This is a genomic window from Haloarchaeobius salinus, from assembly GCF_024464185.1.
GTDB classification, from domain to species: Archaea; Halobacteriota; Halobacteria; order Halobacteriales; family Natrialbaceae; genus Haloarchaeobius; species Haloarchaeobius salinus.
Window position 1 is genome coordinate 987,435 of record NZ_JANHAU010000002.1, and the last position, 14,170, is coordinate 1,001,604.

13 protein-coding genes are annotated in these 14,170 nt (G+C 55.2%); 6 read left to right on the forward strand and 7 right to left on the reverse strand.

Annotated features, from left to right (window positions below; translation table 11 throughout):
• The first annotated feature begins 51 nt into the window (after positions 1-51).
• Both NO345_RS11630 and NO345_RS11635 read left to right on the forward strand, forming a co-directional pair.
• Positions 52-960 carry an ADP-ribosylglycohydrolase family protein gene (locus tag NO345_RS11630; protein ID WP_256299343.1) on the forward strand — a complete coding sequence of 303 codons (909 nt, stop codon included), beginning with the start codon at positions 52-54 and terminating at the stop codon, positions 958-960.
• A 72-nt stretch (positions 961-1,032) separates the two neighbouring features.
• Positions 1,033-1,881 carry a DUF8172 family protein gene (locus NO345_RS11635; protein ID WP_256299345.1) on the forward strand — a complete coding sequence of 283 codons (849 nt, stop codon included), beginning with the start codon at positions 1,033-1,035 and terminating at the stop codon, positions 1,879-1,881.
• A 367-nt stretch (positions 1,882-2,248) separates the two neighbouring features.
• On the opposite strand, the gene NO345_RS11640 is transcribed toward NO345_RS11635, so the two are convergent.
• Positions 2,249-3,712: a hypothetical protein gene (locus tag NO345_RS11640; RefSeq protein WP_256299347.1), complete on the reverse strand. Its 1,464-nt coding sequence runs from the start codon at positions 3,710-3,712 to the stop codon at positions 2,249-2,251.
• Positions 3,702-5,039: a hypothetical protein gene (locus tag NO345_RS11645; RefSeq protein WP_256299349.1), complete on the reverse strand. Its 1,338-nt coding sequence runs from the start codon at positions 5,037-5,039 to the stop codon at positions 3,702-3,704. Before NO345_RS11645 ends, NO345_RS11640 begins: the two co-directional genes overlap by 11 nt.
• 320 nt (positions 5,040-5,359) lie before the next feature.
• Between NO345_RS11645 and NO345_RS11650 the strand changes: the two genes are divergently transcribed.
• On the forward strand, positions 5,360-6,193 hold the full coding sequence (locus NO345_RS11650) for a type IV toxin-antitoxin system AbiEi family antitoxin domain-containing protein (RefSeq protein WP_256299351.1): 834 nt from the start codon (positions 5,360-5,362) through the stop codon (positions 6,191-6,193).
• Positions 6,194-6,226: 33 nt separating this feature from the next.
• Here the strand turns inward: NO345_RS11650 and NO345_RS11655 are convergent, their stop codons facing one another.
• The 5 genes from NO345_RS11655 to NO345_RS11675 form a co-directional block, all read right to left on the reverse strand.
• Positions 6,227-7,270: an HNH endonuclease gene (locus NO345_RS11655; RefSeq protein ID WP_256299353.1), complete on the reverse strand. Its 1,044-nt coding sequence runs from the start codon at positions 7,268-7,270 to the stop codon at positions 6,227-6,229.
• A gap of 50 nt (positions 7,271-7,320) precedes the next feature.
• The gene (locus NO345_RS11660) at positions 7,321-7,590 is read right to left on the reverse strand and encodes a hypothetical protein (protein WP_256299355.1); all 270 of its coding nucleotides are present in this window, start codon (positions 7,588-7,590) and stop codon (positions 7,321-7,323) included.
• A 382-nt stretch (positions 7,591-7,972) separates the two neighbouring features.
• Entirely contained in the window at positions 7,973-9,010 is a 1,038-nt protein-coding gene (locus NO345_RS11665) for a hypothetical protein (RefSeq protein WP_256299357.1), read from the reverse strand.
• On the reverse strand, positions 9,010-9,480 hold the full coding sequence (locus NO345_RS11670) for a CRISPR-associated ring nuclease (RefSeq protein ID WP_256299359.1): 471 nt from the start codon (positions 9,478-9,480) through the stop codon (positions 9,010-9,012). Before NO345_RS11670 ends, NO345_RS11665 begins: the two co-directional genes overlap by 1 nt.
• Before the next feature lie 61 nt (positions 9,481-9,541).
• A complete protein-coding gene (locus NO345_RS11675) occupies positions 9,542-9,997 on the reverse strand; it encodes a hypothetical protein (RefSeq protein WP_256299361.1) in 456 nt (151 codons plus the stop codon).
• Between the two features lie 591 nt (positions 9,998-10,588).
• Here NO345_RS11675 and NO345_RS11680 point away from each other — a divergent pair.
• The 3 genes from NO345_RS11680 (at position 10,589) to NO345_RS11690 (ending at position 14,165) form a co-directional block, all read left to right on the forward strand.
• A complete protein-coding gene (locus tag NO345_RS11680; RefSeq protein ID WP_256299363.1) occupies positions 10,589-11,149 on the forward strand; it encodes a hypothetical protein in 561 nt (186 codons plus the stop codon).
• A gap of 488 nt (positions 11,150-11,637) precedes the next feature.
• The gene (locus NO345_RS11685) at positions 11,638-12,942 is read left to right on the forward strand and encodes a site-specific integrase (RefSeq protein ID WP_248897101.1); all 1,305 of its coding nucleotides are present in this window, start codon (positions 11,638-11,640) and stop codon (positions 12,940-12,942) included.
• Positions 12,943-12,983: 41 nt separating this feature from the next.
• Entirely contained in the window at positions 12,984-14,165 is a 1,182-nt protein-coding gene (locus NO345_RS11690; protein WP_248897102.1) for a site-specific integrase, read from the forward strand.
• Positions 14,166-14,170 lie beyond the last annotated feature (5 nt).

The following is a 14,170-nucleotide window of genomic DNA, read 5'->3' on the forward strand; positions in this document are numbered from 1 at the left end:
GACGAGTGACTGCCACCCTACATTTTTCTCACCGGTTGTCGTTGATGACGTATGGATTCGGATTACGCTCGTGGCGTACTTCTCGGTCTCGCGTGTGGGGATGCGCTTGGCCGGCCAGTTGAGTTCTCTTCGGCGGCAGCAATCGAGACTGAGCACGGACGGCTTGACGAGATGGTTGGGGACGGGACGTGGAACCAGCCCGCCGGGACGATCACAGACGACACCGAACAAGCGCTGTGCATCGCCCGAAGTCTGGTCGAACACCAAGCGTTCGAGCCGGCGGATGTCGCTGAGCGGTTCGTCGCGTGGTACGACAGCGGGCCGTTCGATATCGGGCGGATGACGATGCGGTCGCTCAGCCGCCTCAAACACGGCGACGAATGGGACGAAGCAGGCCAGCACGTCTGGGAGCAGAGCCGCGAAGGCCAGAACGCGGGGAACGGGAGCGTGATGCGGTGTCCACCACTCGCCATTCCGTACGCGACTGACTGGGACCGACTCGTTGAGGTAAGTCGCCAGTCTTCGCAGATCACGCACGCTGACCCGCGCTGTACGGCGGGCTGCGCGATCCTGAACCTCACCGTGGCTGGCCTCCTCGACGATGCGGACACGCCGTTGCAGGACGCGCTTGACTACGTCGGTACAGACGTGCCTGATGAACTCCTGACGGCACTTCGACCGCTCGCGCGTGGCGAGTCACCCGACACGCTGGAAACGTCTGGATACGTTGTGCATTCGCTGCAGACGGCACTCCACGATGGCCTCGTCGCGGACAGTGCCGAGGACGCGATTGTCACGGCCGTGAATCGTGGGGGTGATACGGACACAATTGGCGCGATTGCGGGTGCGGTCGCTGGGGCGCGGTTCGGCGCGTCACAGCTCCCGGATCGATGGCTGGGTGCTATCGACGAAGTCGACGAACTCGAAGGACTGGCAACCCAGCTTACCAACGTAGGGTAAATCAGGGGAAATGTGTTGGCCAGGCTCTGGATGTAGTGTGTTTTAATTCGGTCTGTCGCCTACGCTAATGGGATGACTGCCCGTGTCTATTACCATCATCCCGAGGATCCTCAGTATTCTCTCGCGTACGTTACTCAGGACAGGGATGAGATAACGACGTCCGGGCAAGATGCAATTATTGAGCAGTACAATCTTGATGAGGAATTCTTCGTACTGTATACAAATCGCGGGGCGAGCGGTACGGTCGAGGACCTTGATGACGAGTTTGAAGACGTACTCGATGAGATGTCGCCACAGAACCGAACGATTACGGTGCGGTTGCTTCAGATCTTCGAGGAGATCATCGAGGAAAAGGAACTGGAGGAGGAAGCGAAGCTCGAAATTTACAAGCAGATCGAATTAGAGCGGATCCCCGACGCTCTCGCACGCGTGGATTGGACCGGGACCGCCATCGATGTTGCAGGGCAGCTTATGTCTACACTCATTCTGAAACACGCGCTGCCCAACGCGAATCACCGGACGTCGATCAGTATGGCTCAATGGTACCTGGAGAGTATTGAAACCGGATTCTCCTTTCCTGACTTTGCGACCGAAGAGTACGACTGGAAGACGTGGGTCAACGAGTACATTACCGAGTCGAAGCGGCTTCTCACGGTTCGGCGGAATACGACGGCGTTCTCGTTACTCTCTGAGTGGGGGTGTGACACTGTTATGCGGAAGAATGGCATCGAGATCGTTCTGGCAGAGTATGACCTCGATTTCACTCGTTCAGAGGCCTACGCGTACTATGGAGACGTGCATACAGAGCTCTGTACGGACTTCCTTATTGAATCTGTCACCCGTGCTGGACACGACGAGCTCATCACTACCGAGGGTATTGGCAAATCGGAATTCGTCTCGTTCCTCGATGAGGCAGAATAACCGCGTTAGTCCTGGAGGTCCGCGACAGTGCGTCCGAGCTCCCGGGCGTGTTCGCTCTGGCTTACGTCGTACCGCTCTTCTATTGAGCGGAGTCGTTCTTGGAACGTCATTGTTGGGCCTCCAGTTGCGTCTACTGTAAGTAAAGCAGTTCCCGCATAAGAACCTTTTCCCAGTCGTTCAAGCGAGAACGAGTCGTCGCTCGGTTGTGTTGAGAAAGAGCGTCCAGAGTCCGCTTCCCCACTCGACGAAGTGATGGAGTTTGTAATCAGGTTTAGATTCTGTGTACGTCTACCGGCCTATGACTCGCTTTTCTAGTAGTTCCGAACACAGTATCTTTGCATAACACCATCCCCAGCCTGGGAGTGGTTCAGTAGTCGGGGTTAGGGTACCTGTTCAGAGTGGCTTCGTCGTCCCCGATCCAATCAGAGTCGGTGATATTGGAGTATCGTTTCCGAACCATCTCTGGTAGGACTACGATGAGATTCTCACACTCTTTGTACCGATTAATGTAGGCTTCTTTGTCAGAGGTGTTGGGGTCTACCCTGGTTGTCCATCGGACCTCGTCTTCGACGGAATGCTGGAACTTTCCCGAGTGGAAGAACGGTCGGAACACTTCATGCATCCCGTCCGTTGCGAGGTTGAGTTCGTTTGTCTGCAGCGGACTTTGCGCGATTTGAACCATCTGTGAGAGCGCGCTGGCGTAGAGAATTACCATAGTACCGTCCACTCCCGCATTCCTGTACTCCTCTTGGATGAGGTGGTACCAGTCTATCTCGTTCGCATCCAACCCATCCATATCGAACACGACAAACACGTGGGCGACGTGCGAGTTCTCGAACCGGTCTGCGGTTGTCTGCCAGATATAGTCTCGGTGCTTGTCGGCGATTTTCTCCTCGCTGAGATTCTTCTCACCGTTGGACTTCGTGTCTACGATGCCCAGGATCTCCTCGCCGTGCCTCTTGTTGTTCGACGGAAATTTAAACGCCAGATCTGCAACGTTCTTTCCAGACTCTCCGAGAGGTTTTGTGGAGATGTTCAGACTCATCAAGGCGGCGTGGCACACGCGCTCGAAGTAATCTCCGAGAGTGGTGGGGGAGAGTGAGGCCTCTCGACGCACGCGTGAGTAGGCCAACTCCGTCCGAATCGCCCCAGGATTATTCTCGATAGTTGCGGCCAACTCCTCGTCTTGGAGGTCACTTTGGGTGATGGTTTCGTCGCTCTGGTCGCGCTGACCCACCGCGTTCTCGATAACCTCCACAACTGCACTCGGTTCGTCCAACATACGAATCGAGAACGCAGGTACGAAGCTGGCTACTGGGTACTCAGCCGCCAGCTCATAAATGTTCTCCAGAGTGGACTTCGGCGCAACGATGGCGTTGACGTGGGAGTTCCGCACAGCATCAGCGAACAACTTCTCAACCGACTCCTCTAGTCTGTCTGTGTTGCACACCAGATTCAGTCGTAGTGAGTCCCCGAGGTGCGCCCGCGCGTACAGAGGCATCGGACGCGTGTCTACGTCGTCTTCCGTCACCTCGTGACCGAGACGGTTGCTGAACAGTTCGAATACGGAATTGAGGTCTAGTTTGTGGTGTGCCGCCTCCTGGTGCGGGATTTTCCCACACTCTCCCTGGCACGACGCGACCTTCTCTCCATCAATCTCTACTGGGCCTAAGATATCCGCTCCGCAGTTGGGGCACTTGTCAACAGTTTCGACCGTTTTGAAAAGGGAGTCGTCTAACGATTCAAGTTCCTCTGGTATCGTAGATGCGAATATCCCGTTACAGTCATCGATGAACTTTGATAGGGCCTTCAGTTGATCTTCACTCGGCATCCTCACCACCTTTGAAGACCGCACTTAGGAGGTTCCGTGCCTGTTCACCCACCTGCTTCTCTTCGGTCCAGAATTTGCTCCGAACGATGAACGTCTCGTTGTTTCCGTCGCCGAAATCGCTTCGAAACCGTAGCCCAATGTTCCCTTTCTCTGCCTCGCTGAGAATGTGGAACAGATTCTCACCGGCACCGGGCGTGTTCTTCACGAAATTGACGAGGTTCGTGGCCGCCGTGAAGTCGTCGGAGGCAATCATCGTGTCCTCGTCATTATCCACGACCCATCCAACCCATTGGACGTTCCCCTCGGAAATGGCGGGAGCGTCGTCGGGGAGAGAGTCCCCCGCTAGATCCTCCATCGTCTCCGTGACCGCATCTTCAACCTCTTCGACCTCCTCGGCTGAGATGTCTTTCTCGTTGCCCTGGGCGGTGGAGACGGCCGCGTCGAGGACCTCGGACGCGCCATCGTCCACCTCCTGGTTGGTTTCGTCGAAGGGGTCCTCAATGCCTGCGACGGCCTCGAAGAATCGCTCCATTTCCCCATTCCAGCTGCTCTGTGGATCGGTCTTAAATACAAATTTGACCTCATCGTCGGCTGAGGTGTCTACCCGGCAGAGGAGAGTCTTGATGGTGTACCCCGATTCGTGCGTGACTGTCGGGTTATCACTCGGTGCCACTTCGTCCTTCTTCCTCTGCTTGAAGATATTTTGCATCACCCGTGCCGTCTCCTTGTAGAAGTCAAGGAAGATGGTGTCGTCGGTCTCATGGTACCGAATCGTGAAGGGACGGTAGAGTTCGTCGTTCCGGCGTCGCACGTGCCTCCTCACCGCCGCCTCAAAGTTCTCCAGGTCGAAGCGGTCTCGGTCGTATTTGTACGTTCGCTCCGTGGTTTCCTTGAAGAGGCGTGAGTCGAGTATCAAGAACTCCAGCTTCGCGGAGAAGTCGTCCTCGTCATATAACTCGTGATACGCAAACACCAACAGTTGACGCGTCGTCGGCTCTAGTTCGTCGACCAAGTCTCCCGGAACACCCTCTGAGACGAGATTCTCCTCGAACTTGTTCTTCTTCACGGTGAGGTTATCCAAGTCGTAGAGCAGGTCTTCAACCTCATCTGGGTACTCTCGAACCAGTGCCTCCGCCAGTTCGCGCCGATTCCCCGCCGTTGTCTCGTTATCACCGTAATACCACGCTATCTTCTTAGTCTGGCTCTTGAAGATGTGCTTCAGGTGGAGGAGTTCCCCTTTGGTGAAATTCTGGTCCAATACAGACTGGAGAACCTCCTTTTCTTCTGGGGACAGAGTTCTCTGGGGGGTGACCCCGTAGTCAGTCATCACCCATAGTCCTCAACAATATAGGATAAGCGTTTTGCCAAGTGACATATTCGTTGGCCTAACGGGGCATTCCGACATCTACGAGTCCAAATGGTACGACCTGCCTCAGTTCGTACCGTCTGAGAGAATGAGGTTTTTCGGAGGCTTTGGCCGACTGGAGCGCCACGGAGAGAAACCTGGTCAGAAGAGGTTCGGAGTCCTTCCCCCACGAATTCGGCCGCAAATCAACCCTATGCTCGGAACTACTGTTTTTCTCAAACTATATCTCAAGACTACATTTATCACAGACACGGTTTAGAGTCTATGTACGCTGAGCGGCTATGGGATTAACAAACGGCGAGGAGACTCAACGAAAGGGCCTGTCGACACGGGAGTCGCAAGCACTGTCACGGCTTGCAAGTGAGAACCGGCAGGTCATCACCATTAGTGACATCGCGGACGTCCTCGACATCCGGCGGAAGTCGGCCAAGGACATGGCGTATGCGCTCAAGGAGAAGGGCTGGTTGGAGCGGATCGCGCATGGGAAGTATCTCATCCTGCCACTTGCTGCAGGCGAGAACGCCGTGTATACAGCGCACGAGTTCGTGATCGCGTCTGCTCTGGTGGAGCCGATGTACGTTGGGTACTGGAGTGCGCTGAACCATCACGGACTGACGGAGCAGGTGCCCCGAACGGTGTACATCGTGACGACAGAACGCGCTCAAGAACGCGAGATCCACGGGGTTACCTATCGACCGGTGACAGTTACTGAGCAGAAGTTCTTCGGCTATCAACCGACAGCAGTCGGGTCGAGTCAGGCGAACATTTCGAGTATCGAGAAGACGCTGGTCGATTGCGCCGACCACCCCGAGTTCTGCGGCGGTATCAGCGAGCTTGCGAAGGCACTGCAGAGCGCTGTCGACACGCAATGTTCGTGGGACCGAGTCGTCGGGTGTCTGCGCCGAGTCGGGAATGGAGCCGCAACGAAACGGATCGTCTACCTCGCCGACCAGTTGAACATTACCCTGCCAGAGTACGAGGACCTTGTCGAGAACTTCACGACTGGATACCCACTGCTTGACCCGACGCGAGAATCGAGGGGTACCCGGGACAGTAAGTACCAACTTCGTCTGAACATCGACCCTGAATCGTTCCTCCCGCATGATTTCTCATAATTAGCTGTAGTTTTCTCATCGAGAGACTCAGTACTATAACCACGAGAGACCAGTATTGAGTTCCTCTAGAAACGACGGTTGGACTTGTGCGCCGGGTGGGAATGCGAGTTGTTCGCCGTCCCGGCTGAGAATGGTTTCGCGGAGGAACGGGTGCGCTGGATCGAATGACGGGCTGGTACGGATCCGGTAGTCGCTATCGATGGTGAACAGCGCAGCGTCGAACGCGCGGTGGTGCAGTGAGTTCAACACGAAGACGTTCTCTGGGTGTTCTGCGAGATCGGGATGTTGACTCCGTGGGAGGATGTGCGCGAGATCCAGCAACTCGTCTTCTCGAATGCCAGTCAGGGTGCACGCGTGGTCGTAGCGGTCGAGTGTATCTGCACGGAAGGCGTCGCTCACGGTGATTTCGGACGTTTCGTAGCGGCGGATCCGGCCGCTCGAATCGAGGAGTTCGCCGGTCGGCCACTGGGCAACCTCCCCGGTCTGGACCCAGTGTTGCCAGACGTCAGGTGCCGCGCTGTCGTCGTTCTGCTGGGCGCGTTCGTGCAGCCACGTGACGGGGACGGCGTTGGTGTTGAGTATCGAGAAGTGGAACTGGTAGTTCGGGACCTGCGTCCCGTCCTCAGCACGGTACGCGCGGACTTCGAAGTGGTCGGGAACGCAGAGCCCGCAGAACTCAACGACGCCTGATTCCGGTTTGCGGAAAACGAGGACGGGCGGGATGTCCTCGCGCCGCCTGGCCGCGGCGTTGTCGAAGGCGGCCTTGATTTTCTGGTTCTGCGCGGACTCGTCGTAGGGGTTCGATGCCTTTGCGTCGCCCCAGTAGCTGATGTAGCCGGCGTTGACGGCGAGCGTGTCCTCCCACGGGTCGTCGTGCTGGGAGATGCCGCTGTCGTTGGAGACGAGCACGAGCGCTGCAGGCGTATCCGACCGATCCGCACCGAGATCACGGATCCCACCCGTGTTTTTGATACCGCTGTCAAGTGGGCCGCGGATCCACCGCAGAAACTGGTCCTCCGAGTTGCGGTAACTCCCAGTATCACGATAGTGTTTCCCGACCCGAAACGCGTGTTGCATGATACCGCGGCATTACGTCTGTCAGTCCATAAATGCCTGCGTGATACGCGCTACTCGTCCGTTTCAGCCTGCGGTTCGAGCGGTTCGAACGTTCTGACCTCGTCACCCAGTAGTTCTCGGAAGTCATCAATTGATGTCGCTTGGATGCTTCCTGGCATCGGGCCGTAGTCGTCCCAGTCCGGGGTGTATCGAACGACGCGCGAGTGAAGCTCTCCGCTTCCGGTTTCGAGGTCGTACTCGTTGAAGACGTGGTGAACGTCGATGACGAGCACCGCTCCGTGTTCGTCGTGTTCGTAGATCGTGTTCCCGGTGACTCTCATCGTTTCTCGTGTTCGGATTGATGCTCTATACCTCTGGATACCAGTAATCAGTTTCCCTGGCCCGAGTCGTATTCGGCTTGGCAGCGTTCTATAGAACCGCACACCTCGTTTCCGCACTGGGCAACTACTCGGTCCAGCATGCTTCGATTCGTTCGTCGAGACGAGTGAGTACAGCGGCAAGTACGTCCCGCCATTCGTCAACGTAGTCCTCGTCTTCACCTGGTGTCGGTGTATCCGATGCTGGGCGGGATTGCTCGGGTTGTCAGACATCGATGTGATCGGGAGTGCGACCAGAGACTGGATGGTCACGCCCTGCGGCGTCGAGGAGGGTTGCTCTGCGTTCGAGCGTTCCTGTTCGACCCCGTAGGGTCACATCGTCCCGTCAATACGTTGCGTCGAGAATGGTGAGATCCCGTTCCAGTTGCGGTTCGATTTTCGGGCTTCGACAGTCGAGGTCGAGTTGTTCGTGTTGCCAGTGACGACCGTCTTTCCCGTTCCAAACGCCGTAGACGGTGACCTTCGGGAGTTGAATCACACCGAAGATGATTGCGAGATAGTGGAGTAGTTCAGCAGCTTGCGTCCACGATCCCGTAGACTTCCGCGGAATATCGACAGGGTACTTAACGTGGTGTGCCGGTACGCTGGCATCGATGCTCCTCTCGACGAATCCGTAATCGTTGCTGAATAGTACCGCTTGCTTCCGGCTGGTCTGATTGAATTCCTGGTACGCAGAAATGATCGCCTCATCACCGGTGTCACACTCGATGACATCGACTGTTCGGTCGGTCCGTAGGCGACGATACTCGTAGAGCCCGAGGAACCCTTCCCGATTGGAGCCGGCTGGCTGGTTATCGAGACGAGCGAATTCCTCCCCGAACGCCTCGGTCAGTTCGTGCGTGTTGTACTGCTTGTAATGCCAATCCAGTTCTTCCTTGACGCCGGTGGCGAGTGCGTACCCGTTCGTTGGTCGTCGATCTCGTTCATCAGTGTCGCCTGTCTCACTGTCGATTCCCAGTACTTCTGGTAGCCGCCACGGCATAATATTCGCATCGAGTCCGACGACGACAGGGTCGTTGCCGGCTTCGAGATCTGCATACCCGTACCGCTGAATGAAGTCTTGAACCTCGTCGTGATTAGCGAGTGTTACGTGACCGCTGGCGACGGCCGCGCGGGTGTACGTCTCGGCATCTGGCAGGTCATCAAAGGCAGGTTCACCGTACTTCGCAGGGATCGTATCACGGTTGTCTTGGTACGTCATCGTGCCTTGCGTGAACCTGACCGTGGCTTGCCCATCATCCGCTAAGGAGATCTGCACTAACTCACCGATGTCTGCGCACGGATGCTTCACTGAGATCGATTCGACGCCCTGGTCGTACAGTGCGTTCAACAGCACCACTAATCGGCGACGTTCAATCTGCATCACAGGACCTCCTTGAAATCGATCAAATCAGTCGCCGTCCGCGGGATTTCGGCATAGTACTGTCCGTAATACCCCCCTGCTTTCCGGTGGAAGTAGAAGACGTGGTCGGCGTCGAATTTGAACCCGGCTTGAAAGGCTATCGCGGACATGAACTTCCGACCCGGGGTCACGTCCACAGCAACCGTGTTTCCCTGATCCCGAGCAGCTTCGATAGTAGACCGGTAAAACCCGATGATACCGTGAAAGTCAGTCTCGTGCTCTAGATCGTGTACCGAGACATCCGCATCCCCGTCATATGCATCGATGATCACCTCAAACCTGTCTGTGGCCTCGGCGACATAATCAGCGACTCCGGGATTCGACAGAACCCAGACCTCGTCTGGCACGTATCCCTGGTCACAGGCAGCCGTCAACGGGTTCAGAATCCCCGGCATCGTAGGGGTCCCGTTAGTCACCCAAATGTTGGCCATTACTCGACGAGAGTCACGCTAGTTCCAATAGTGTTCCCCACCTCAAGACAGCATACCCTTGTCACAGGGCCCCGTTATCGTGCATCTCTTTCATGTCTTCCCACCACTCGTTCAGAATCGTCTGTGGATCCTCACTCTCGATGATTTGAATTGCCAGTGCGACACCGTCCTGTGCGTCTCCATACTCTCGATGTATGTCGCCATCACTGTCGGTCACCATATCCTCCAGTGGGAGTAACTCGTTTTCTTCAGTGAGTTTGCCACTTGGCCACTCGGAAATTTCGCCAAGTTCTGTGGGGCTGTGTAGGAGCTCCTCGTCGAAATACAGATCATGCGCTTCAGCGAACGAACCGTTCTTGAACCCAACCCTCCAATCCAATCGACGCTTCCCCTGTTCCACCGTCTGTACCGCCAGTGTCTTCCCTTGTTCGTCGTGTTGGACATCGGTTTTGATTTCGGTGTGGATTGTCTCATCCGACGCGTCCGCAGCGAGGGGTTTCTCGGAGTCGTTAACCATGACTGTGCGTTATCAGATGAGTATTTAAAGACTGTTGCACCAGTAGTGCAAAACGCTGTATCTTCCGCGTTGAAGGTGCTTGTCAGCGGTTATAGAATGTCGCCTAGGTGTTTTTCGTTAATCCCTGTTTGGAGTCCGACAACCAGCTGGTGTATATTTCCTCACACACTATTGACCATTGAAGACGACGTGTAGTAACCAAGTCAAGATCCCGCCGAACATCTGAGTCTGTCGCAGATGATGGCCAGCGCGATTCCCAATATACACGACGGGTTGGGGGAACCGAGCAAAGCGAAGACTTAGTGGGTCTCTGCAGTACCTGTGATGGTGTTGTCTTCGGTACGATGTCCTGCAGTGGTATCGCAGCAGGATCTTCGCAAAAACGGAGGCTGTCTACTGGTTCCAAAGATTTCATTCAGATCGTTCCCACCAACGCTCGGACAATCGATCCCGAGTACAGTTATACTGAATTCGGAGACTTACGCTCTGAGCACGTGGTTTACCGGATTGTAGCTCTTCTTGTTTAAGAAGGATCCATTGGTGTGGGGCAAGGGTTCTTATTCATGAGTTCCATTTAACGGGTTTAGACCGATGACAAAGACTACGAAAGATGAATCGTCTGACGAAGTGTTCCCGTCCGAAGTTCGGTGTCCCGTGATTGGTAGAAACCAGTTTCAGCTTCCAGCACGACTCGTGCGTGAGGTCGGATTCAGGAGCCAGCGATGGGATACTGTTCGAAGCGCTAAGGTTGCGTGGTACTACCACGAAGAGGATGAGAAGGCAGTCCTTGCAAACAATACGATAGAAAGACCATCGCTAGAATTGGTGGGTGCCTCTGCACTCTCCGGTGTCAGTAACGATGAGCTGGAATCAGACGATGTAAGCAGTGCGCGGGTGACCATCATCAGCGATCTGCCTAACGCCCTCTATGAGAGACTCACCACTGATCGACTCGTACTGAAGCCGTTGTATGCCACCCACCATCCTCAGCTGAATGGAACTTGTGTCTCCGTCTATCCTGCGGGGGAGTATGATTGTGGAACCCTCCCAAATGTGACTCACGACCAAATCCTGGCTGCCGGTAACGAAGCAAGTACGAACGACACCTCAGATGTCGTTGGAACATACCATAATCACGCCAATTCCGTCTGAACTTAAACACTGGATGCCTTCATCCCGGTTCAACTGTCGGTGAGATTGGTGTCGAATCGGCGTCTCATCAATATACCAAGTCTCCCAGTAACAACCGACCTGTCTGAATATTTATCATAATATATCGTGACATGACATAATTGGAAAATGCAGGACGGAAGTGGGATGCACGCATAGAATTACACACGGCTGTTTTCAGCTTTCCTGAATCTGGACGACGGGACGCAGTTGAACTACAGAACACCGAACGGGTTTGACATAGAATTCAACACAGCCATGTGCAATTGTGTCAGAGTTTGGAGATTATCGTTCGGGATGATCGTAGGGGCAATTATGAGGTCTGTGAGTACTGGGTGTGCGACCGCCGCCCTCTTGGGCTGGTATTAAAAATTTGCCGGTGATACATATTTTGATCGTCCACAAATCCCCACGAGATACATATTTGTATGTTGACAAGAGATATTTTACCACCACCGTAATGGGGAGATATGGCGAACAGGCCAGAAGACAACTCAAACGAACCCGAAGGGTATCGTGACTGGAGCCACGATCTGGCTACCCTTCAGGAAATCGGGGAAGAACTCCTCGAAGAATGGAGAACAGATCACCAACAATCACCACGGGATTACCCGGCAGTGCGATGGCTGACCGATAACGGCTACTCGCACCTCCGGTGGGTACTCCGTGAGAAACACGATATGGGAACGCCCGAATTCTTCATTCTACTCACCTCAGCAGGCGGATCGGAAGAGTACGAATGGAGCATCGACGACGTCGCTACCATCGAACGGGCTAACGCATACCTCGATGATCGCATCGAGTGTCGCGGTTGGAGACCCTCCACGACGCGGACACAGCGTGCGCGGATCAACGAGGTTCTCCGTCGGTTCGCAAACGAATACGACGATGACAGAATCCTCGCCATAGCAAACGACCCCGGACGTAAGACCGATGTCTACGAATCCTTCAAGGAGGTCGTCAAGAGCCTCCGAGAGGAGCTGACCTCGGACGATTCGACCCACCATCACGTGCGCGCTGCACATCGATTCTTCGAGTGGCTCGACCGATCCGACCGCATTGCCTACGATCCGATGGAGAACATTGAAGATGAGTTCCGGTGGGACTGGCAGTCTGACTCGACGCCTCTGACGCCTGACCAGATTCGGAGACTGTGGGTCGTCGCCGAGACGGACGAAGAGCGAATGCTGATAATTGGGTACTGCGTCTGGGGTGTTCGCACGAAGGAACTCCCCGCCGTCCATGTGGACCAGATCACGCTCGACGTACACGATTCATACATCGAATTCGAGGAACCTGACCGAAAGAACGGACAGGGTCAAGTTTCCCTCATGTTCGGCCTCGATGCACTCGCTAACTTGCTCGACGAACGGGCACAGCGACCAAACTGGAATGGGTACCTCTTCCCGAGTGACGCACCGAACCGGTCGTTCTTGAGCCCTAAACAGATGCGTCGGCGGTTCAAAGACTTGTGCCGGAAAGCTGGCGTGAAAGTTGACGGTAAAGCGGGTACTCCGAAGCACGGCCGAGCCTTCTACTACAACATCTTGGCGGATGCAGAGTCAGACTTGTTGGAAACCGCGGGTGAAATCGCCGAGGAGCAGGGCGCAACCGATGCCAAAGCCGTCCGGGATTTCTACCTCACTCCTGAGAAACGGAGACGGTACAGACGCATCCTATTCAGGCAACACATCCGTCGAATCCTACCGGACGACGCCCACACACAGTACAGCACGCGCACCGACTTCGACAGCTCACTTGACGATTTCAAGTGAGACGCGCCCACCACGAAACTCCAAACTAACAATCCCAACCAATGCCCGACCATCTCGACGACGTAGAGTTCCTCAAACAACACCTCTCGGGTGATCCTCCAGAGGAATTACTCGAACAAATTGCGTCCACAGTCGTGGACCACATGGCGGACTCATTTCCCGAGTTATCACTGAAGTCCCGCCCCATGGAGGCGGTCTTGGATGAGTTCCGTGAAAAGAAATTGGAAGAAGTCGAATCAACAGGACAGTACAGGCGGAAACTAGACTACCTCCAGACGTACCTCAAAGACGAGGCGCTCATCGAATCGACCGAGGACCTCACGAGTGAGGACGTTGAGCAATACGATAAATGGCGGAAGTACGAGTCCTTGCCGCGGGACGAACCATTAGCGGACACGACGCTTAGCGACGATATGTACCTCTTCCGCGAGTTCATTCAGTATCTGATCGAACATCGGATGGCTCCGGTTCGCTTCGAGAAGTCCGTCAAAATCCCGGAAATAGACTATGCTGGGGGAGAAGGTGTCGACGAGAAGAAGCTTGACCCGGAGATAGCGAAAGCATCGCTGGACTACCTTCGGAAATACGAGTACGCCGATGTAGAGCATGTCTCGATGGAGTTACTGTGTCAGTCAGGTCCTCGGAAAGGTGGATTGATCGGCCGTGATGTGCCTGACTTCGCCTACGAGGAGCGGATTCTCCAGTACGAAACCGACGAAACAACACCGCTCAAGAATGACGAGAGTAGCGAACGGGAGATAACCCTCTACGGTGATGTTCCAGAGATCATTCAGGATTATCTCAATGATCAGAGACCGCCCGCGACTGACGAGGAGGGGAGAGAACCATTGCTCACCAAAGGTGACGGGAGAATGAGTCCGTCGACGCTACAGAAGATCGCCTACAAGTGGACTCGACCGTGCGCGGTAGGTTTAGACTGTCCACACGACCGCGATCCCGAGGACTGCGAAGCAGCGCAGAAGAACAACTCCGCCTTCAAGTGTCCCAGTAGTCGAGCCCCGCACCACATCCGGAGCGGGTATATCACCGATCAGAAGAATAGGGGCGTCTCAGCGGAGGGTATTGAGCAGCGGTGCGATGTCTCACCGCGGGTTCAGAAGCTCCATTACGACCTCCCGGACGACACTGAAGAACGCGAACGTTTCGAGGACGAGTTCCGGAACGCCGACGATGATCCCAACTCGGGTTTCAATCACGACTAATCGCT

What these genes read in the sequence shown, in the direction of transcription:
- NO345_RS11650 (WP_256299351.1), top strand. Translation starts at nt 5,360, where the DNA reads ATGGGATTAACAAACGGCGAGGAGACTCAACGAAAGGGCCTGTCGACA.
- NO345_RS11655 (WP_256299353.1), bottom strand. Translation starts at nt 7,270, where the DNA reads ATGCAACACGCGTTTCGGGTCGGGAAACACTATCGTGATACTGGGAGT.
- NO345_RS11670 (WP_256299359.1), bottom strand. Translation starts at nt 9,480, where the DNA reads ATGGCCAACATTTGGGTGACTAACGGGACCCCTACGATGCCGGGGATT.
- NO345_RS11675 (WP_256299361.1), bottom strand. Translation starts at nt 9,997, where the DNA reads ATGGTTAACGACTCCGAGAAACCCCTCGCTGCGGACGCGTCGGATGAG.
- NO345_RS11635 (WP_256299345.1), top strand. Translation starts at nt 1,033, where the DNA reads ATGACTGCCCGTGTCTATTACCATCATCCCGAGGATCCTCAGTATTCT.
- NO345_RS11645 (WP_256299349.1), bottom strand. Translation starts at nt 5,039, where the DNA reads ATGACTGACTACGGGGTCACCCCCCAGAGAACTCTGTCCCCAGAAGAA.
- NO345_RS11660 (WP_256299355.1), bottom strand. Translation starts at nt 7,590, where the DNA reads ATGAGAGTCACCGGGAACACGATCTACGAACACGACGAACACGGAGCG.
- NO345_RS11665 (WP_256299357.1), bottom strand. Translation starts at nt 9,010, where the DNA reads ATGCAGATTGAACGTCGCCGATTAGTGGTGCTGTTGAACGCACTGTAC.
- NO345_RS11690 (WP_248897102.1), top strand. Translation starts at nt 12,984, where the DNA reads ATGCCCGACCATCTCGACGACGTAGAGTTCCTCAAACAACACCTCTCG.
- NO345_RS11685 (WP_248897101.1), top strand. Translation starts at nt 11,638, where the DNA reads ATGGCGAACAGGCCAGAAGACAACTCAAACGAACCCGAAGGGTATCGT.
- NO345_RS11630 (WP_256299343.1), top strand. Translation starts at nt 52, where the DNA reads ATGGATTCGGATTACGCTCGTGGCGTACTTCTCGGTCTCGCGTGTGGG.
- NO345_RS11680 (WP_256299363.1), top strand. Translation starts at nt 10,589, where the DNA reads ATGACAAAGACTACGAAAGATGAATCGTCTGACGAAGTGTTCCCGTCC.
- NO345_RS11640 (WP_256299347.1), bottom strand. Translation starts at nt 3,712, where the DNA reads ATGCCGAGTGAAGATCAACTGAAGGCCCTATCAAAGTTCATCGATGAC.